Annotated in this window: 19 protein-coding genes; 4 read left to right on the top strand and 15 right to left on the bottom strand. The window is 45.0% G+C overall.

The genetic code is table 11. The features are described 5' to 3' along the window. Positions 1-457: 457 nt before the first annotated feature. From ACYVI9_RS12570 to ACYVI9_RS12555, 4 genes are all read right to left on the bottom strand, one after another. Positions 458-697: a DUF1016 N-terminal domain-containing protein gene (locus tag ACYVI9_RS12570; protein WP_460764919.1), complete on the bottom strand. Its 240-nt coding sequence runs from the start codon at positions 695-697 to the stop codon at positions 458-460. A gap of 288 nt (positions 698-985) precedes the next feature. Further along, positions 986-1,765, bottom strand: coding sequence for a hypothetical protein (locus tag ACYVI9_RS12565; protein ID WP_460764918.1), 780 nt, complete (start codon positions 1,763-1,765; stop codon positions 986-988). Between the two features lie 157 nt (positions 1,766-1,922). Next, on the bottom strand, positions 1,923-2,609 hold the full coding sequence (locus ACYVI9_RS12560) for a hypothetical protein (RefSeq protein WP_460764917.1): 687 nt from the start codon (positions 2,607-2,609) through the stop codon (positions 1,923-1,925). A 147-nt stretch (positions 2,610-2,756) separates the two neighbouring features. Next, positions 2,757-4,205, bottom strand: coding sequence for an AbiJ-related protein (locus tag ACYVI9_RS12555; protein WP_460764916.1), 1,449 nt, complete (start codon positions 4,203-4,205; stop codon positions 2,757-2,759). 653 nt (positions 4,206-4,858) lie between these two features. Here ACYVI9_RS12555 and ACYVI9_RS12550 point away from each other — a divergent pair. Then, positions 4,859-5,236, top strand: a complete 378-nt coding sequence (locus tag ACYVI9_RS12550) for a tyrosine-type recombinase/integrase (RefSeq protein WP_460764915.1) — start codon at positions 4,859-4,861, stop codon at positions 5,234-5,236. 144 nt (positions 5,237-5,380) lie between these two features. Beyond that, complete coding sequence (locus ACYVI9_RS12545; protein ID WP_460764914.1) at positions 5,381-7,513, top strand: phosphocholine-specific phospholipase C; 2,133 nt, start codon at positions 5,381-5,383, stop codon at positions 7,511-7,513. On the opposite strand, the gene ACYVI9_RS12540 is transcribed toward ACYVI9_RS12545, so the two are convergent. The 3 genes from ACYVI9_RS12540 to pncB are packed head-to-tail and all read right to left on the bottom strand — an operon-like array spanning position 7,499 to position 10,606. After that, positions 7,499-7,888: an acyl-CoA thioesterase gene (locus tag ACYVI9_RS12540; protein WP_460764913.1), complete on the bottom strand. Its 390-nt coding sequence runs from the start codon at positions 7,886-7,888 to the stop codon at positions 7,499-7,501. The two genes, ACYVI9_RS12545 and ACYVI9_RS12540, sit on opposite strands and share 15 nt — an antisense overlap. A gap of 60 nt (positions 7,889-7,948) precedes the next feature. Next, positions 7,949-9,346, bottom strand: coding sequence for an MFS transporter (locus ACYVI9_RS12535; RefSeq protein ID WP_460764912.1), 1,398 nt, complete (start codon positions 9,344-9,346; stop codon positions 7,949-7,951). Between the two features lie 45 nt (positions 9,347-9,391). Next, the gene (gene pncB, locus ACYVI9_RS12530; protein WP_460764931.1) at positions 9,392-10,606 is read right to left on the bottom strand and encodes a nicotinate phosphoribosyltransferase; all 1,215 of its coding nucleotides are present in this window, start codon (positions 10,604-10,606) and stop codon (positions 9,392-9,394) included. Positions 10,607-10,784: 178 nt separating this feature from the next. On the opposite strand from pncB, the gene ACYVI9_RS12525 reads away from it, so the two are divergent. Then, positions 10,785-11,816, top strand: coding sequence for a helix-turn-helix transcriptional regulator (locus tag ACYVI9_RS12525; protein ID WP_460764911.1), 1,032 nt, complete (start codon positions 10,785-10,787; stop codon positions 11,814-11,816). 47 nt (positions 11,817-11,863) lie between these two features. Here ACYVI9_RS12525 and ACYVI9_RS12520 read toward each other — a convergent pair whose 3' ends face one another. Next, on the bottom strand, positions 11,864-12,355 hold the full coding sequence (locus tag ACYVI9_RS12520; RefSeq protein ID WP_460764910.1) for a DinB family protein: 492 nt from the start codon (positions 12,353-12,355) through the stop codon (positions 11,864-11,866). A gap of 198 nt (positions 12,356-12,553) precedes the next feature. Between ACYVI9_RS12520 and ACYVI9_RS12515 the strand changes: the two genes are divergently transcribed. After that, positions 12,554-12,772 (top strand): hypothetical protein, encoded by a 219-nt coding sequence (locus ACYVI9_RS12515; protein ID WP_460764909.1) that lies wholly within the window; start codon positions 12,554-12,556, stop codon positions 12,770-12,772. Between the two features lie 31 nt (positions 12,773-12,803). Here ACYVI9_RS12515 and ACYVI9_RS12510 read toward each other — a convergent pair whose 3' ends face one another. From ACYVI9_RS12510 to ACYVI9_RS12480, 7 genes are all read right to left on the bottom strand, one after another. Then, complete coding sequence (locus ACYVI9_RS12510) at positions 12,804-13,694, bottom strand: carbohydrate kinase family protein (RefSeq protein WP_460764908.1); 891 nt, start codon at positions 13,692-13,694, stop codon at positions 12,804-12,806. Further along, positions 13,678-15,186 (bottom strand): mannitol dehydrogenase family protein, encoded by a 1,509-nt coding sequence (locus ACYVI9_RS12505; RefSeq protein ID WP_460764907.1) that lies wholly within the window; start codon positions 15,184-15,186, stop codon positions 13,678-13,680. Before ACYVI9_RS12505 ends, ACYVI9_RS12510 begins: the two co-directional genes overlap by 17 nt. Further along, complete coding sequence (locus tag ACYVI9_RS12500) at positions 15,186-16,109, bottom strand: ABC transporter permease (protein ID WP_460764906.1); 924 nt, start codon at positions 16,107-16,109, stop codon at positions 15,186-15,188. The genes ACYVI9_RS12505 and ACYVI9_RS12500 overlap by 1 nt, the downstream gene beginning before the upstream one ends. A gap of 12 nt (positions 16,110-16,121) precedes the next feature. Further along, a complete protein-coding gene (locus tag ACYVI9_RS12495) occupies positions 16,122-17,597 on the bottom strand; it encodes a sugar ABC transporter ATP-binding protein (protein ID WP_460764905.1) in 1,476 nt (491 codons plus the stop codon). A 32-nt stretch (positions 17,598-17,629) separates the two neighbouring features. Then, entirely contained in the window at positions 17,630-18,712 is a 1,083-nt protein-coding gene (locus ACYVI9_RS12490; RefSeq protein WP_460764904.1) for a substrate-binding domain-containing protein, read from the bottom strand. A gap of 25 nt (positions 18,713-18,737) precedes the next feature. Further along, a complete protein-coding gene (locus ACYVI9_RS12485; protein ID WP_460764903.1) occupies positions 18,738-19,592 on the bottom strand; it encodes a glycerophosphodiester phosphodiesterase in 855 nt (284 codons plus the stop codon). 96 nt (positions 19,593-19,688) lie between these two features. Then, entirely contained in the window at positions 19,689-20,714 is a 1,026-nt protein-coding gene (locus ACYVI9_RS12480) for a zinc-dependent alcohol dehydrogenase (RefSeq protein WP_460764902.1), read from the bottom strand. Positions 20,715-20,770: the final 56 nt, after the last annotated feature.

Below are 20,770 nucleotides of genomic sequence, written 5' to 3'. Positions count from 1 at the left end.
GGAAAAATGGCTCACTCATTTATTTGAGAATATCAATCAAACCAAAATGACCGAACTGCATAAGCTGTTACCGCAGAACTACGAGAATCCCGTCAAATAACATTGTAGGGGTTCGTCGACAGCATACGCTGCTTTGAGGTTGTTTTTACTTTTCATCGGGCAAAAGTCAAACCCTGTATCCTAAATTCCTATATGCCCTTGGCCAACTGGATACGGTAATTCTGCGAATTGTCATCCTGTCGTACACCAAGCTATGAGGTACTGAATTACTGTCCCACGAAACTGAACCTAAACATAAGCTTGAACGTTGAAATTTTGTCCTGATGTCAATAGAAGCTGATTTCAAGTTCTTTGTCGGAACGTAAAATTTCAAAATAATGGCTCCAACTCAATACGTTAGACAGTGTCTCACTTTTGGGAAGTTTAAATACAGCTGTCTCATATACAATAAGTTAGCTCAGCTAAATCGTTTTCCGTAAAGTCGTGTCAAGTCTTTGGAAAGTTGTTCAAATAGAAAAGTTCCATACTCTGCTTTTTCTTTACCACCTTGTTCAAATTCAACGATGTGTCTGCCGATTAACCAATAAGTCTGAACTAAAATTGTGTATACCGACTTAGCAACTTGCTCTCTTCCATTTTGAAGAAGTCCGCCAATTTGGTTGATTAAGTCTGTATATTTTGATTGCTCAATATCCATTTCGTCAAAGGTAAAAAATTGATTGTGAAAACGGTATGTTACATACAGATTTCTCACTGTTGAAGAGTCGCTCAGTGCTTGCCGCTAACGTGCAGGGCTTGCTGCTGTGCTGATATTTTATAAAGTCTAGTCGCAACTGCAGCCCAATAGAATTACTGATGTTGAATTTAAGAAAATAAAGCTGAATAAAATTACGTCAGTCCGAACAGCTGCTCACAGCGAACAAAAAGATGAGGATTTATTAACCAGCCTGCATAGCAGCAAACCCAATGTTGTGTGTAGTATTATCTATCTCTTTGATTTTACAAACCCTTTATTTTGGTCTATGTCATACAAGTAATTTAGCAAGAACGCATGTGTCCAACTAAGATTGCAACCTGTGCTTTTAATCTTCTTTGTCCCGATAACTATTTCAAAATTTGAAATCGCCCCGTCGATAGGGCAGGCTCGTTTCAATGGCAATCTTAAAGGTAACGAATTTGAAAGTAAGCTTTTAAAGTTTTCAAATTCTTTTTGTGTTAATTGCCCTGAAATATTTTTGGGATTAGCATTTTTGTCGGCACCGGGGTTGTTAACAGAATACAATAGCGGATTGTAAGCAAAGAACACTTTACCTAAACTGTCAATTGTGATTTGTTTTGTTCCACGCCATGGACTTGAATATTGAAGTCGAAGAAACTTAAAATCACAAGTAGCTTCTTTTAGAATGCCAATATTTACGAAGAAAAATGTGTCACTTGGGTTGGAGTAGTTATAATTGTTCTTTAGTCTTATTGTGTCAACAGTCAACTGAATTATTTTGTAATCATATATTCTATCAATCCATTTTGTCCCTGTTTGGTCAGTCTGCAAGTATCGCTGTTTAATGAATAAGGTATCTTTTTGCATATAAAATCTAGCTGTGTCATTGTAAGAGTTGATTGAAGAATAAAGTGTGGTGTCATTTAAAAATTTTAAATACTTAAGTCGCTTGTCAATAAATGTCTTGCCTGATAAGCTACTTAAGGCTTGTCCATGCAAGACTGTCGAAAAAATGAAAATTGAAATTGTAAATATTGTTCGAAGCATTGGTCAAATATTACGCATAACGTCCGGCGGCTTTGCGATGGTGCGGCAATAGCGAACCGTCAGTTGACTTTTGCACTAAAGTTAATGAGAAATCCTAAAGTTGAGCATTTAACTTCAAAACGCACTATTGCAAAACCGTTTATTATATGCAGGCAAGTTATCCACTGTCTAATGGTCGTTCAAGTTTCCTTAAATTCCAATTTCTATTGATGGTTTTCCCCGTTGAAAAATAGCCCATCCATATTTCTTTGAATTTCGGGTTAATTTCCAAAGTGTCTGGTAAATATGTCAATACGTGCTGGTTTGTCAAATAGAACTGAATAAAATTTCCTATGTCTGGTCTGTAGAATGTTCCAACTAATTGCAAGCTGTCTTTGAATTTGGACAGTTTTGCGAAAGTTTGAAAAGGGTCTTTCTCTTTAAACAAGTCTTTTAATTCGATTTTATCAACGATTATTGTGTCATCACCGAAATTTGTCCATGCAGATACATTAATGTCTTCGTCGGTTATTTTTTTGAAACTAATTTGATGAACCCTTCCTGTGCCAATGTTTAAGGAAAATGGAAAATCTCTTTTAAAATTTTCGATAAGTCCAACCGACAGTTTTAAAGTATCCTTATTGAAATAGAAACAGCCATATGTTGGCGTGTCAAGTTTTGACCAAATTTCAGCTCCACCCCTTGTTCCATAACCCCAATGCTTGAATGTGTCAATGTTAGATTTGTCAAGCAGTTTGATAATTCTATCAGCATTTTGCTCTACCTGTTTGTCGAAGTATTGATTGTCTATACAAGAAACAATGAGCGTCAGAATAAATGCTAATAGTAGTACGAGGTGTCTCATTTTGCTTGCCTATAACGTTTTCGGGCTTTGCGTTGGTGGGCTTTTGAAACCGAAAACTGTCTGCCAGCACCATGGTTTATTTATTGCTCAAATGTTCATATTAGCATTGTCCGCCCACTACCGCAAAACCCGTGTTAGTACTCGTTTTTATTTTCGATTAAAATAGAAGTCCGCTGTCAATGAAGTCGATTCCCATGGTACTTGCGAGTCTTTTGACTTTTCCATTACCGCTTTTCGCACCTTCTGAAACAACTGAGTAATTGTCAAGTTGACTGATTTTATTTCTGCAATTAGTTCACCAGTATATAACCCGTTTTTTTCTTCACCGTCTGAAGCTGTCTTACCTGGTGATGTAGAGTAGGCAATTAATGAACCCTTTGGAGCGTCCATAACCGCAAAACCTCTCTGCGACAAATCTCTACCCCAACTACGTTCAAATGGATTGTTACGGCAAGCATCAAGAATAATTAAGTTCACAGATGTTTTGGCGTTTTCCATATGGCTCAATATTCGGTCTACTTGAACACAGTCATATTCAACCGTTCTTTCACTTTTTAAATTCGCATCAACGGGTATCAGATAGTTTAATCCTTTTACTTGAACGCCATGACCTGCAAAATAAAATAGTCCTATATCATATTTTTCTAGTTCAGTCCCGAAATCATCTATTTTGATTTTTAAATCTTTCAGGTTTGGATTTTCTGCATACATCACGTCAAAACCTAGTGATTCCAAATTTTGCTTTATAGCTACTGCATCGTTCAAAGGGTTTTCTAAAAGACCAGCGAACTCATATTGACTACATCCAACAACTAATGCAATTTTTCTTTGTTTTGCGTCAGCACTTGAAGCAGATACGTGTCCCGCTGCAATTTCTCGATAACCATATATTGGTTTTCCCGCGATCTTAGATTTTTCATAAAACTCAATTCCGCTTTCGGAAAGGTTTTGATTATATATTTCGATTAATTGACCTACTCCTTCTTCGTCAGTTCTTGACACTGGATTAATTGTCAGGGATAGAAATTCTAAAAATATCTCTTCCTCACAATGAAGTAAATTAAATCGTCTGTCTGTGAAAACCCAATCATCTTCCCAATCATAATTCATAATTCGGTGCTTATGAATATCATCATATGCATTGTCAAATCTTGAATCGAATGACGGCATTTTGGACAAATCAAAAATTCTATTTAAAAAATCAGGTTCTTCAAGTCTGCCAGACCATGAAATTTTATTTAATGTAATTTCGTCAAAGATTGCTTGACGGACAATTATTGATATTTTCATTTGGACTTCGTTGTCAGTGTTAATTTTGGGATTCCACGAAATACTTCGGATATGCATACCCAAAGCAGTAGAAACTTCCATTAGTTGTGTTTCTATTGTTTTAATTTCCTTTTGAAAATCGGGCTGGAGTTTCAAATAATATTTTCCCGGAACCCCGATTTGGGCATCCATTAAGTCAGTCATCCTGTCGCTACTCATTTCGAAAAGAGTGTCAACATATAATAAGTCAACACTGCACTCAGAAATAAGTCGAGCAGAATCATGTTCTCCAACGTCTTTTAACCACTTAAGTAATTCTTTCTGCATGTCGTCCTAAAACGAGTGCTAACAATGTTTTTTTACGAAACAAGAGCCATAATAACTTCGTGAAATAACATCCATACCCGTATTGCGAAAAATTTATTGCTAATATAACTATTTAACTGTAAATTAGTAGCTTGCCGATGGAATAGTCCTGGATAGCGAAGTTTTTTTGTTTATAATATTTATACGGGGGCATTGATAGCGAAATTATAATAGAAACCTTATCCAAAAGGCTGGCTATACAACGCTATGCGAATAGCACCATTAAATCTTACCGTGCTTATGCCTAGATATTTTTGGAGCACATGAAAAAATATAATCAGCTCAACGAAATTCCCATCTCAGAAATAGAAGCCTTCATTAATGCCACAGTAATTGAGGATAAGATAAGCGCCTCCTATCAACGATCCTTAGTCGGCAACCATAAAAAAAATATACGAGCGAACCGCAAATCAAAAGATAGAATTAAACTACCTCTACCCGAATCGGAAAATAAATAAACTGCCCGACTTTTTTTCTCAGGATGAAGTCAGAAAAATACTCAATGTAACTGAGAATTTAAAACATAAGGCCATTCTGCCACTATTTACAGTTGTGGGCTGCGCTTGAGCGAACACATTCATCTTAAATTAACAGATATCTAATCAGACAGCGATTTGCTATTAATCAGGCAAAGCAAAGAGAATAAAGACCGCCTGGTGAATTTGCCGGATAAACTTCTGGTATTGTTACGAGAATATTATATCGCCTTCAAACCCTCAGACTTTTTATTTGAAGGGGCTAAAAGCAGACAGTACAGTGAAAGAAGCGTACAATTAATTTTGAAAGCAGCTATGAAAAAAGCGGGCGTCACCTCAAAAGGAAGCGTACACACTCTTCGACATTCTTATGCCACACATCTTATTAAAAGTGGCGTCGATATCCGAATGGTACAAGAATTATTGGGTCATAATGATATCAGAACGACGATGATCTATACCCACATTACCGATGTCGACAAAAAATCGACTCCAAGCCCCTTGGACTTCCTGTAGCTATCAAAAGCAGCGTAAACTTTCCGGAATACAAATAGTTGCTTAACTTAACATTCAGACTAATCACTTAATTACCGGATCTGGGACGCTATAATAGAGTAAGTGCCGTCCTTATCTTTTTTATCGACTTCAAAAAACGAAGATATGAAGGAACTAAACCGACGAAAATTTATTGGTATGACCGCCAAAGCCGGCGTGGGGGTTGCACTATGGGAACCCTTATTGCAAAAGGCGCTGGCAGTGCCTGCTTATAATCGCAGCAGGACTATAAATGATGTGCAGCATATTGTGATATTGATGCAGGAGAACCGCTCTTTTGATCATTATTTCGGTGCCATGAGGGGCGTTCGGGGATTTGGAGACCGGTTCCCTATCCCACTGAAAAGCGGGCAGCGGGCCTTTCATCAGTCTGATGGGAAAAAGATCGTGCCTCCTTATCGGGCCAACGGCAAAACCTCAAATGCGGCCCTGGTACAAGGCACGCCACATAATTTTTCCGATATGCAGGCCGCATGGAACCAGGGAAAATACGGCTTTTGGCCACTTTACAAGACGCCTTATTCGATGGCCTATTATACCCGCGAAGAGATCCCCTTTCAATATGCCATGGCGGAATCCTTTACGATTTGTGATGCTCATTTCTGCTCTGTGGCAACCGGTACGGATCCCAACCGGATCGTGTTTTTTTCAGGTGCCAATTTTGATCCTGATAAAAGAGCGGCTGGCATCAATTGTACCGACCGGGACTCGGAACCCGTCAACCTGCGTTGCTGGATTAAAGGCGGTTTACCCGAGCCCGGCTACCAATACCAGGGCGATGCCTTTCGCTGGGCGACCCTGCCGGACCTGCTGGAGCGTGCGGGCTTGGGTTGGCGGATTTATCAGGATCCGAATGATAACTGGACGGGGGCCATGCATGGCTGCCTGGCTTTTGACAGTTTCCGCAAAGCCAAACCAGGATCGGCTATATATGAAAACGGTATGCGCCACTGGTCGCTGGAAGACCTGAAAAACGATGTACTAAAGGGTAAGCTACCGGAGGTCAGCTGGGTATTGCCATCCCAGAAAGATTCGGAGCATCCGGGCGCGCCCTCCAGTCCCTATCGGGCGGCAGATTTTACCCACCGCATACTGGAAGCCATCACCGCCAATCCGGAAGTCTGGAGTAAAACCGTTTTCTTCGTTACGTTCGATGAAAATGATGGCTTCTTCGATCATCTACCGGCACCTGCAGTACCCTCCTATAACCTGGACGGCAGTCTGGCGGGTAAATCCACTGTAGACATCAAAGGCATGTATTTCAATAATAGTGGCAGTCAGAAAAATTATATCGATCCGCGGGATACGATTTCCGGCCAGCTGCGCCCCTGGGGCATGGGGCCGAGGGTACCTATGTATATCATTTCTCCCTGGAGTAAGGGCGGCTGGGTCAATTCCGAAGTAGCTGATCATACATCAGTCGCCCAGTTTATAGAAAAACGCTTTGGCATCGAAGTGCCGTCTATCACACCCTGGCACAGGGCGGTAAGTAGCGATCTCAGTTCCGCATTCGATTTCGAAACACCGAATGTGCAATTGCCACCAATGCCGGATACCGCCGATTTTGCCACCAGGGATGCCCGGTCCAAACAACTTCCCAAAGCGGTAGCGCCCCAGGAGCCTGCTGATCTGTTTCAGGAAAAGGGAAGCCGACGGTCCCGGGCACTACCCTACCAGCTGGAAACGCACTGTACGGTTGCCCACGATGCCAACCAGGTCAGCCTCCATTTTATCAATAGTGGTTCGGCGGGGGTTGTTTTTCATGTCTATAATCTGCTGGATCTGGATGCCATCCCCAGGAGATATACCGTCGAAACGGGAAAAAGTCTGGAAGACGACTGGAATTTACCACAATCGGGTGATTATGATCTTGAAATCTATGGGCCCAATGGTTTCTTTAGAAAGTTCCGCGGACAGGCGGCGAAGGATAATATCCGACTGATGCCGATACTGGATAGAAAAACGGGACGGATCGAACTGGAAATAAAAAATACGGGAAATAATATCCTCGAGTTGAATATTTCAGATAATGCCTATCAATACGGAACAAAAACAGGTTTCAGGATCCGGGCAGGCAAAACCAGAAAATTGAACTGGCAATTAAAACCCAGTGGCTACTGGTATGATTTCAGTGTAGTCTCGGCATCAGGCTATCAATACCGGATGGCAGGCCGACTGGAAACCGGCCGGCACAGCATCAGTGATCCGGCCATGGCTGCCGACTTAATTAATACCTAAGGACACAGGCCGGTGGTCTTTACCAATGGCAACCAGGGTAAATAATCCGCCTACTGCCTGCTGACGGCCGTCTTCGGACATGCTTTCTACAAAGACCCTGACTTCCACCTGCAAACTGGTATTGCCGGTAGACTGGACGCTACCGATTAACTCTACCAGCGAAGCAGCTGGTATGGGCTTTTTAAACTGAATATTGTCCGCCTTTGCAATTACAAAACTTTTACGGGCAAAACGGGTCGCCGTCATAAACGCCGTTTCGGTCATCATCAACAAGACCTGGCCGCCAAACATTGTATGATGATGGTTGAGAATATCAGGAAACACCGTTTTGAATACCCGGGTTTCCGACAGGCGAATGCGTTCTTCTACAGTCATAAAGCAAATCTCTGCTTTTTTTGGCTAATATGGTACCGCTTTCATACCTCCGACATGCCGTCAACCAGCCGTACGCATGTTCAACCCGTCTTTAGGATGCAACCGGCGGAAGATCAGGCCAGAAAGGATGGTTAGACATCCGACAACAAGAAAGGTATACCGAAATGCGTTGTGAACATCGTTTTTAATCAGCATGGTATCTGCCTGAAATATTTTTAAAATAATCAGGCCGAAAGCAATACCGAACCCGATGGCAAGCTGCTGATTGACCGACACCAGTGAATTTCCGCTACTGGTATGGTAATTTCTCAGGTCGGCAATGGAAATAGTATTCATGGAAGTAAACTGTACCGAATTAAAGAATCCCAGCACTGTGATAATCGGGATATACCAGTAAATCGAGGTATGCACCCCGGGGATGGCCAGGCAGCAAATTAGCAGTCCAATAATAAAAGTATTGGTCATCAGGGTAGTCCGGTATCCGAGACGGTTGAGGATCCGAATGACGGCAGATTTACCGAACATGGCCGTAATGGCCATGGGGGCCACAATCCAGCCAGATGTCACTGCAGAGGCGCCGTAAGCAACCTGTATCAGCATAGGCAACAGTAGCGGTATGGCACTGACGCCCAACCGCGTCGCCAGATTTCCGACGATCCCAACCCGAAAGGTGCGCACCTGAAACAGGTTCAGCGGAAAGATCGGATTCTCGTCCCTTTTGGCGTGCCGGTAATAAAAAAAGACCATCAAAAATCCGAGCGCTGCAATAATGAGTACCGGCGTGATACGTACGGTATTGCCCAGAAGTTCCAATGATATGGACAGCAGCAGGGAAGCCGCCACAAAAATCAGAAAACCCTTTAAGTCAAAATCAATAATCCGGGAACGGTAATCCGGCATGTATCTGATTCCTAATACTATACCCGTAAGTCCAATAGGGATATTAATCAAAAAGATCCAGTGCCAGGACAGGTAATCCACAATATAACCGCCGACCAGGGGGCCTAGTACCGGACCAATCAATGCCGGAATAACAGCATAGTTCATAGCCCGCAATAATTCATTCTTCGGAAATGTCTTCAGCAGCGCCAATTTGCCCACCGGCGTCATCAGACTACCGCCGATTCCCTGAACCACCCGGGCAATCACCAAATGGGTAAGACTAAGCGAAAGGGAACAGAAAACAGATCCCAGCACAAACATGCCCAGAGCGAATATAAATACCTTCCGTGTCCCGAACTTATCGGCAAGAAAACCGCTAACCGGCATAAAAAGCGCCAGTGTCAGTACATAGGCAATGATGGCGTTCTGCATATTCAGGGGCGACTCGCCGAGTTCCTGGGCAATGGAAGGCAGCGAGGTATTCAGAATCGTAGAATCCAGCATCTGCATAAAAATGGCTGTCGCCAGGATGCCGGGTAGTATTTTTTTTGTTGTTGTTGCACTTATCTTCTGCAAATCAGATGAATTCCATTAACAATATTTAAGGTGCAAAGTTACGACTCAGTCCCTTTTGAGCACCTGACGCTCGACTTCAGCAATCTGGAGCATATCCTGCGCCAGACGGATCATGGCCGGATCTCCAGTGTGTTTACCCGGCTCATCAGAAAGCTTGACAGTGGCGGTTGGTGCCATATCAGAAGCCGCTACTTCCACCAGTTTCATAACGATATTCATGGGTTCCAGATCCACATCATTGGTAAGATTCGTACCCATACCGAATGAAATGCCAATCCGATCTTTGCAGGCTTTCGTGATGGCAGCGACCTTCTCCATATTCAGACCGTCTGAAAATATAATCTGTTTATGCCGGGGATCAATCCCCAACTTCTCATAATGCGCAATGGCCTGGTCCGCAAAGGCCACCGGGTCACCGCTGTCATGCCGCAATCCGTCAAACAGTTTGGCAAAATAAGTATTGAACTGATCAAAAAATACTTTCGTCGTATAGGTATCGGTTAGGGCGATACCCAGGTCTCCGCGAAAAACATCTACCCAGCTATTCAATGCTTCGGCATTGGCTATTTTAAATCCATAGCGTGCACCATGGAACATAAACCACTCATGGGCATGGGTGCCGATAATTTTTACATCGTTTAACATAGCCAGGTGTACATTGCTCGTGCCCACAAATGCCTTGTCACGGTACGCCATCATGGCATCCAAAACCAATCTTTGTACTTCATAGGAATGCCGGCGGCGGGTACCAAACTCAGCCACCGTGACATGAAGCGCCTCGAAAAGTTCCATTTTACTTTGGGTACGTCTCATTATCTGCTGATTGTCAGCGCGGACCATACCCTTCGTTTTATAAAACAGTTCGCTGATCAGCGCAAGTAACGGCACTTCCCATAAAATAGTGCGGTGCCAGTATCCATGGACCGTAACTTCCAACCGGCCACTATGCTGTCGAATGGTAACTTCGCCAGGATCATATCGATAACCCTGTAAAAAATCCAGATAGGCCGGATTCAGGTAAGGACAGCGCTTGTTGAGAAACTGACGTTCGGCTCCGGTGAGCTGCAGGGTGGCCATCTCGTCCACCTGCCGGCGCAACTCCCGATCAAAACCTTCGGGAAAAAAATGATTTCCCCGGTTGATAAACCGGTAGTTTGCCCGGATTTCAGGAAACAATTTCACCACGGCACACTGCATGGTAAACTTGTAGAAATCATTATCCAGCAGTGAGTGGAATGTAAAAGGAAAAGTGGTTTGCATCTTTGGCAATGTAAAGATTTTTTTGCGACCCGCCTTATAATATCTCTTTCCCGTGCTCCCTTAATATTCATCGATAAGATGTCGGCTTCTATCGAAACTACCTGTTCTTCCCCTGCTGTAACTTCTCCCCTGTAATGATATATTTGTCCGGTTGGCCGGGGCTATCTAAATTGCAGCTATGTCTTTCCATCCTGACTTCGATGAAAGTCCTAAAAAATTTGATCGTGTGGTTGCCATTCTGATCCAGCTGCAGTCCAAACGCATCGTTCGGGCACAGGATCTGGCCGACAGGTTTGGTGTCAGCCTGCGTACCATTTACCGGGATATCCGGACACTGGAAGCTTCCGGTGTACCGATCGCTTCTGAAGCCGGTGTGGGTTATTCCATCGTAGAAGGTTATAAACTGCCGCCTGTCATGTTTAGCCGGGAGGAAGCCATCAGCTTTCTTACAGCAGAAAAACTCATGAAACAATTCAGTGACAAATCACTGGGATCCAGCTTTCAATCGGCCATGTATAAAGTAAAATCCGTATTGCGCTGGTCAGAAAAGGACCTGATTGATGACCTGGACGAGAAAGTGCTCGTACAGGCCAGAGGACCTCTGTTTAATAAAGATGTTCCCAATGCCCTGGAAGTACTGATGCAGGGTATCGTTCATAAAAAGCAGGTTCGGATTAAGTATAAGGCTTTTGAAGCAGATGCGCATACGGAACGTATCATCGAACCCATTGGCTTGTATCATGAACACGAATACTGGTACCTGATGGCCTATTGCCACCTGCGCAAAGACCACCGGAAATTCCGGGCGGACCGAATCTATAAGATCGATGCCCTGGACACCGGCTTTGCATTGCAGCATCAGCCCCTATCTTTTTATCTCACCCCCAGGGAACCCGCCAAGACCCTACCGATCCGGCTCAGGGTTGAACCACAGGTATGTCGCTATTTGACCTTTCAGCGGAAGTTCTATGGTTTTGTAGATGAAGTGGACAAAGGATCTCATATTGAAATGAATTTTCAGTATGGTCAGGACCCGGAATACTTCATTCGCTGGATCATTATGCTGGCAGACAAAGTGGACATCCTCGAACCTGAATCCCTACGTATCCGACTGGGAGATCTGGCACGGGTCATTCACGACCGGACAGCCGGTCACCAGCCAATGGCTGCATCGGTCAAAAAAACAGGTAAAAAAATAAAGGCCGGCTGAGCCTGTAACAGCTGCCGGCCTGAAAAGAAGATCGCTAAGTCGGTAAATCAATTCCGCTCCCAGAAAAAAGGCGGCTGGATGTCCAGGGTTCGAAGGTATACATAACCCTGACCCCTGTGGTGAATCTCATTGTCAATAAAATACTGGATATTCTGGATCGCCGGAAACTTATATTCTCCAAACAGATTGACTTCTTCATGAAATCTTTCCGGACGAATCTGTGGCCAGTAAATATTGATTTGTTCTGTAGTTTGATCCCAGGCATCCAGTAACTGCTGCTTGGTGGTGATGTCTTTAGAACTGTCATCAAACGGATCAGCCACGTCAGTAACTACCTGTTTTAAACCGTCTCGTGCAATAACAATGAGTTCTTTAGCCATATCGGCAAAAGGTCGCATACCGCCAACAGTATGCTCGAATAAGGCTTTTTCGGGGAAAGCTTCAATAACCCGGCGGGTCAGGTTCCGGTGACCCTGCCAGTTGTTTAATAATTCATCGGCACTGATCAACGGACGTTCTTTGGTAATGGTGGTACTCATAAAATATATTTTTTGTTAAAAGAATACCCCAAAGCTCATACCTGCGGGTGACAACCCTTTGTCAGTAGTAATTATTTATTTTTTCATCCTGTTTGTTCATTGGCCGGCGGGGAGGCCCCGTTCACCGATCAGGACTTTTCCGGGCCGTTGAAAATGCCAAATTTTGAAAATAATAAAAACAGCTAAAAACTTAGACCAATGAAATTAATCGGTGTGTTACTGGCCATCGTTGCCAGCATCCTTTCTATAGTCGCATTTATCCCTTTACTGGGCTGGTTATACTGGGTGGTGGTACCTGTCGCAATTATTGCCTGGATCATCAGTTCTGCCGGAAATACAGGACTGGGTAAAACTTTAAGTATTTTGGTAATTGTCATCGGCATTTGCCGACTGATTATCGGGGGTGGCATCATTTAGTGCCCGGGGAAGATTTTACAGAAGAATATGTTTAGGCTTTAAAATCATTCAGCTCATCCGTGCTGTATGCCGGTGTCCCTCCCTTCTTTGTAGCAACAAAAGCGCTGAGCCGGATCGCCTTTTCCAGACATTCATCTACAGACGCCCCTCTCAATCTCCCGGAAATAAAGGCAGAAAGAAAGGCATCGCCACAACCGACGGTATCTTCCACGGCCACGGAAGGCGCCGGCAATTGCCGTTCGATGCCAGGCGCATAATAGACCACGCCGGCTGCGCCCTTGGTAATGATCACTTCCTCCAGTCTGTCAAACTTTTTCAGTAATTCCTGTACCACTTTAGTTTCCCCTTCCAATTGCAGCCACTGCCCTAATATCAGGATTTCATTCTCATTCAGTTTCAGGGTTTGGCTAAAGTCGAGCAATTCCAGGATACGCTCCCGGTTATAAAAGGGGGCCCTCAGGTTAATATCAAATACCGTCCAATTTGCCCGCTGCAGATATTGCAGCAGGGTATTTCTGGAACCTGGATTGCGGGCGACGAGACTGCCATAGACAAAAGCATCGGCAAGACTGACTTCTTCAAGTACCTGCGGATCTGTTTCAATAAAATCCCAGGCCACGGAATCGACGATTTCATAACTAACCTGGTGATCAGCTTCCAGATGGACTTCAACGGTAGATGTGGGATAGGCAGTCGTTACCTTGCAAAATTCGGTATTGACACCCCAGGATTCTACGGTACGCAGTAATTCATGGCCATTCGGATCATCACCGACCTGGCTGATAATGCGGTTATCAATGCCAGCTTTCATCAGGTGGTAACAAACATTCAGGGGCGCACCGCCAATTTGCTTCCCCGAAGGAAAATTATCCCATAATACCTCACCAAAACATATGACTTTTTTATTATCCACCATATTCATTGCTTATATTTTTCAAAACATGCCGGGCACCTGCTTTTTCCAGGCACGCTACGAAATAAAGATACTGCTTGACAAAAACCTGATTGGATGCACAACTGTCGAAAACAGGACGGTATCCAATAAACTTACCGGCGCTATCATTAGTATTGCTAAAAATATCCAGCCATGCGTCCCTGGCGTTATCGACCAGTTCCGCCATCCCGTTTTTCTCAAATTCACGCTTCAAATACCACCACCATAAAGCGATAATCAGAGCCGCCTCCCTGGTATGCTGCGGCCCCGGTTCCGTTTGTCTGCTGATGACAGGTAAAATAAATTTAGGGATCTTATCTGAAGAGCCGGAAATAATCCGGGCGGTGGTGTCGGCAATAAGTTGATTGCCAAATCGTTCTTTTATGCGCCGGTAATAATCACTAAAATCCACATTTTCAATTGTTGCCAGGGACGGAATGACCGCTTCAAAGATATAATGATCAAAGAAACCGGCAAGGTCCGTATCCCGGACTGCCTGGTGAATATAGGAATAGCCCAATGCATCGCCCGCAAGGCCTACCAATGTGTGTCCGCCATTCAGAATCGACAACTTCATTTCTTCGTAAGGATGCACATCAGCTACAAAAAGCACACCGGCTTTTTGCAAGGGATACAGGATACTATGCGGTTCCGCTTCAATCACCCACTGGAAAAAAGATTCGCTGACTACCAGACAGTCATCCTTTAGACCATACCGGGCTTCAAAATCCTGTCTGTCTGCTTCCGTAGTAGCAGGCGTAATCCTGTCGACCATACTGTTGGGAAAAGTCACCTGTTGATCGATCCATTCCAAGAGCATGGGATTATATGCTTTCACAAAAGATTTGAGGGCAAATTCCAGGGCCTGGCCGTTTTTAAGAATATTGTCACAGGACAACAAAGTAACGGGTCCGCCCCCACCAGTCGCCCGCATGCCGAGGCCCTTAGCCAGCATTCCGAACACGGTCCGGGGTGTTTCGGGATGCTGCAGATCTGCCTGAATCGCGGGATTATCCAAATCAAACTGCCAGGTATCAAAATTAATATTGTAGCCACCTTCTGTGATTGTAAAGCTTATAATACTGGTCTGGGGACGGGCAATCGACTCCAGTATCGCCTGATAATCTTCCGGCAGATCTACATGCAGAACCGAATGGATCGAGTCGATCAGGTATACTTCGTCCCGGCCGTCGGGTGCGCCCATTTTTAAATGATATAGACCATCCTGTGCGCGCAGTTTCTCCAGCAGCATAAGATCTGAAGGCAGAAAACAGACCCCCTGGATCCGCCAATGGTCATACTTGTCCGGGTCCAGTTCACGAAGTCGCTGATAGATAAAAGCCTGGTGGGAGCGGTGAAAATTACCCACACCCATATGCAGTATCGAAGGCAGGACGGCACCGGAATGCTCCGGTGGATTTTTAATGTCCGCCACGGGAACTGCTACAATTTCTTTATTGACATTTCGAGATTTCTCCATTATTGAATTTGTCTTTTTTGAAAAACTACTGCCAGGACGATAATTATGCCTTTTATCAGTTGCTGCATGTAGGAGGTAATATCCAGCAGGTTCATAATATTTCCGATCATACCCAGAATCAGAACACCCAGAAGCGTATTAATAACAGAACCCTTTCCTCCGGACAGACTGGCCCCGCCAATAACCACCGCGGCAATCGCATCCAGCTCGAGTCCGACACCGATGCCGGGCGTTCCCACGCCGGTTCTACCGACTGTCAACAGACCGCCCAGCGCTGCCAGAAAACCGGCGATGATATATACCAGGAATTTCGTCTTTTCAACGGAGATACCCGATAACCGTACTGCTTCTTCATTGGAACCGACCGCAATAATATGGCGGCCGAACACATGATAACGGAGCAGGACATAGACCAGGCCAAAAAAAACGAACAAGACGAGCGCCGAAATTGGAATGCCTCCGATCGTTCCATTGCCCAGCGTCAGGATAGCCGCTGAGTGAGGACCCACGGTAACAGGCGCACCCCTGGATAACATAAAACCAGCGCCCCGGACAATGGTCATCAATGCCAGCGTCGCAATGAATGAGGCGATTCGCTGATAGGCCACCAGGTATCCTGAGAGGGCACCGATAAAAATGCCTGCCAGGAGCACCAGCAGGAAGCCGGCAATGAAATAGACTTCATAAGACAAGAGCGCAAAGGCGACACCGGCGAAAGCCACAACGGACCCCACAGATAAATCAATTCCCCCCGTCAGAATCACCAATAACATGCCCAGACTTACCAGTCCGATAGAGGCATTCTGGCGAAGCAGGTTGGATATATTCTCTCCGGTCAAAAAAGAAGGAGATACCAGACTCGACACAACGAGTAGTAATATAAATATCAGCAGGGTGTCATATTTCAATATTTTCGCTTTCATAAATATCAAATGTTAATTTGCGGCAATAGCCAGTCTCAGAACGGCCTCCTCAGAAATCTCATTTTTTTCCAGCATCCCCTGAATCTTTCCCCCTTTCATTACCATAATACGGTCAGAGAGTCCGATCAATTCTTCCATATCGGAAGAAACCATCAATATATATATTCCCCGATCTGCCAACTCTCGGATGATCTTATATATTTCGGCGCGCGCCCCCACATCCACACCTCTTGTAGGCTCGTCAATCAATAATACTTTCAGGCTCGGGTGCAGCCATTTGGCGAGTACTACTTTCTGCTGGTTGCCACCGCTCAGTGAACGCAGGGGATCCTGAATGCTGCCCAGCTTAATCTGTAGTCTTTCTACCAGTTGCTGCACAATAAGTTTTTCTTTTTTCTGTTGTATAAAACCCCAGCGGTTGCAAATACGCTTCAGGTTTGCCATACTTATATTTTCACGAATACTCAGATCCAGCAATCCGCCATGCTTTTTTCGGTCCTCGGGCACCATCCCCCATCCCTGAGAAATGGCCCGGCCGGGTGAATCTAATAACAGGACCGTATCGTCCACATTAACATCGGCCTGATTGTCTGTCTGCAGTCCGAAAAGGCCTTCCAGTAGTTCTGTCCTTCCTGAACCTACCAACCCCCCAATACCCAGGATTTCCCCCTGATTCCAGCTAAAAGAAACCGGCACCTGCCTTGCTCCGGTTTTCAGGTTGGTCACCCGAATACAACCTCCCTGGTTACCTGCAGCTTTCTTATCCGGATACATCTGTGAGAGTTCTCTTCCAACCATCAACCGCACCAGTTCATCTTTATTTGTTTGCGCTGTGGTAAGGGTGGCTACCGTCTTTCCCTCTTTAAGTATGGTAATCCGATCCGTCAGCTCAAACAGCTCGTCCAGATGATGGGAAATATAAATGATGGCCACGCCCTCCTGTTTCAATTTTCTGAGCAGGTCAAAAAGCTTCTTGATTTCGCGGCTGCCCAGGACCGCAGAGGGTTCATCCAGAATCAGTAGTTTGGCCTGCTTTGACAGCGCTTTGGCTATTTCGACAATCTGCTGATGGGCTACACTCAACTGGCGCAACTTTCTGGTAACGTCTATCTCGAATCCCAGCTTTTCAATCAATGATGCCGCCTCCCGAAATTGTTGCTCCCGCCGAAACCAGGCGCCGGAAAAACTCCCCAGAAAAATATTTTCTGCTACCGAAAGTTCCGGCACCAGTGAAAACTCCTGATAAATAATACGAATACCGTTATGTTGGGCCAGTTGCGGACTATTATGTACGATTGTTTCCTTATTGAAGATCAGGGTTCCTGCGTCTGCAGTCAGCGCCCCTGAGATAATTTTCATCAGCGTCGACTTGCCTGCACCATTCTCTCCCAGGACGCCGTGAATCTCACCCGCAGTCACTTCGAGATCAACCCCCTGCAGCGCTTTCACGCCTCCGAATGACTTTCTGATATCTTTTAATGTCAACATAATCAATAGCGGTTCAGAATATTTACAGCCCTTTAAAACAGGGCTGCCGGATCATAGAACTGATCTACATTGTCACGGGAAATTAAAACCGAAGGGGTATACACTATTTTTTCAATGCCCGGTTCGTCATTGAGGTACTTTACAGCAATCTCCACGATGGTTTGACCAAGTATGGCGGGGCTGTTTTGTGCCGTGGCGGCAAAACTGCCGGCCCGTATCATTTCGTAGGCTTCCTTTTGTCCATCAAAGCCCAACACGGTAACGGCTTTCTCCTTACCTAATTCCCGAATTACTTTCATAGCGCCCATGGCCATGGCATCGTTCTCGGCCAGGAGGACGTTGACTTCAGGATGGGCCACCAGGATATCTTCCATAGCTTTGAGCCCCCCGTTATTATTCCATTTTCCCCAACCCTGGGCCACAACTTTAAAATCAGTTCCTGACTGTTGACGCAACTGACCATCAGCGAGCCCCCGTATAAATCCCAGCCGCTTTTCGCGGCCTACGGGATTGCCCTGATTGCCACTGATAATGGCGATATTCAGTGGGGCTGATCGGTGCTCAGCCAACCAGATTCCCAGGAGTTCACCGTTCAACATATTATTGGCTACTACAGAACAGATATAAGATGCGGTGGGATCTATCATGGAATCCACGATAAATACTTTTACGCCCTGTGCAACGGCCCGGTTCACGATTTCAACGACCGCTTTCGGATCCAGGGGATTAAGAATCAGCACGCCGATACCCTTAGACAACAAATCCTCAATCGCAGCCACCTGTTTGGCCACATCTTCCTGGCCGTCTGCCATGAAGTATTGCATGCCATATCCTTCTACCGTCTTTCTGACAATTGCTTCAAGGGCCACATAGTAAGGCGCGACCATCGAAGGCCCGCAATAACCCACTTTGGTTTCCGTCAAATTTATTTTGGATACATACAGATTCCCCGATCCCTTGGAAGATTCCAAAGGATTTTCCTGTCGGGATTCCTTCGGCAAGCACCCTGACAAAAAGACCATACCCAGTAAGATGAAGCCCAGTGCTGCATACAAAAAGTTTACAGAACTTTTCTGACCGTCGTGCCTTAAACGCCACCATTGAACAGTACTCATAAAACACCGTTTACACTTCTCCATATCATTTCAGGTAAATCCAGGAACCATGTTCTTTTACCCATTCATATACCGCTACTGGCACATCCGTACATAAATAATCACTTTCCAGTGCCAGGCCCAATAGAAAATCATTTACAGAAGTTCCCGGCCAGAGACTCACAATAAAACCTTGTTTTTTCGCTTTCTCCACCATGGACCTAGTCGTACCTTCCACACGGCAACCGACACGGTCAATTTGCAAGGATTTCGCCTCATCCAGTACCTTTTGCGACAATCCTTCCCCCTTGATCAGTAGCATCGGCACTTCGGGATAGGTAGCCTTGATATATTTCAGCGGGCGGGTGTCAAAAGAAGTCAGCAGGTAATCAGACCCCTTGGGGCGATTCGCATATACTTTTGCATGAATCGCATCTACATATTTTTCAATGACGGCAGGTTCATAGGTCTGGGTCTTCATTTCAAACTCGACATACAAACCTGGTTTGTTGTTCAGAAACGTGAGTATTTCATCCAGTGTCGGAATCTGATGTCCCTGTTTGGTACGCAAAGCTTTCAACTCTTGCAAAGTCGAGGTCTCGATAGAACCCTCCCTGCCAAATATCCGTTTCAGGTCACGATCGTGAAAAATAACCAGTTGATTGTCCTTGGTCAGTCTGATGTCGGTCTCAAAACCCCTCAGTCCTTTGTCGTAGGACGCCTGGAAAGCAGACAAGGTATTCTCATCAAATTCTGCCTTTCCTCCCCGGTGGGCAAATACCTTTACCGAATCCCGGGGTTGCTGGGCTTGGAGGCCCTGGCTGCCGGACAGCAGCAGTAATGTAACGATGCCGGCCGGAAGCAGGTGCAGCTTCCTGAAATACTTGTGTTTAATTTTCATCTTCAGTTTTTAATTGAATTATAATATGATCGATAAGTTCTTTCAAAAATCCATGAATCTATTCAAACCATCCTTTATCAGATTTTTATCTTTTTATTAATTTACATCAATAAGAACCTTTAATATCTGATTCGGATGCTGTTCAATAAAGGCGTAAGCTTCATTATAATTTTTAAAATCAAAACGATGTGTAATCAATTCTTTTAATTTTATTTTGCCCGTCACCGCCATTTCGATGGCGCGCCTGTAATCCTCGTCTTTATACATCATACTCCCTTTAATGGTCAGTTCATGTTCACCCACGAAGCCCATATTGATCCGGGGCAGGGCTTCATAGACCCCAACAATCAACAGTTCGCCACCTTTCTGCAACTGGCCGACGAGGTTATGTAATGCCGGTTCTGCACCTACCGCCTCTATGCCCACTTCAAAACCACTATCGCCCAGTATCCTTTGGATTCCAGCATCAAAATCTTCTTCATCCAGATGAATCGTATCCGAAATCCCCATTTCTCGCAGAAGTTGCAGCCGGAAAGGGTTAAAATCACTAACGATTACTCTTTTAGCGCCTCTCATTTTGGCAAACTGAGCGATCAGATTGCCAATCGGCCCGGCACCGGTAATCACCACCTGCTTTTCTTCAATCCGGTCTATCAATGACGTCGCATGAGCCGCTACTGCAGCCGGTTCGATCAATGCTATTTCGTCATAACTCAGGTTGTCAGGCACCGGATAGGTTCGTTCTTCCGGCAGGATAAACAAATCCCTGGCGGCACCGGGTGCCTGAAAGCCTTCTACTTTCAAATGGCTGCACACATTATATCTGCCTGATCGGCAGGGCCCGCATTTACCGCAGACCTGCTGGGGCCTTCCTGTTACACGATCTCCGGGTTTCACCCTGGTAACGGCCGATCCTACCGCCACCACGCGGCCACTATACTCGTGGCCCTGAATAACCGGGAAAGGTGTAAAAGGATGCTTGCCTTTATACGCATGAATATCAGAACCGCAGATGCCGATTTTCTGAATGGCTATCAGCACCTCATCCGGTGCTGACACAGAAAGGTCTTCCTGTTCTGTAAACCGGATCTGTCCCGGCTGCTCTAGTACCGCCTGCTTCATTTTTTTCGCTGTTTGGATTCATCATTACTGCCCTTACCGGTAACCTTCTTTTGTTA

It is taken from the genome of Niabella terrae (assembly GCF_054783135.1).
The sequence above is the reverse complement of the archived record's forward strand: the minus strand, read 5'-3'. Positions and strand labels throughout refer to the sequence as shown.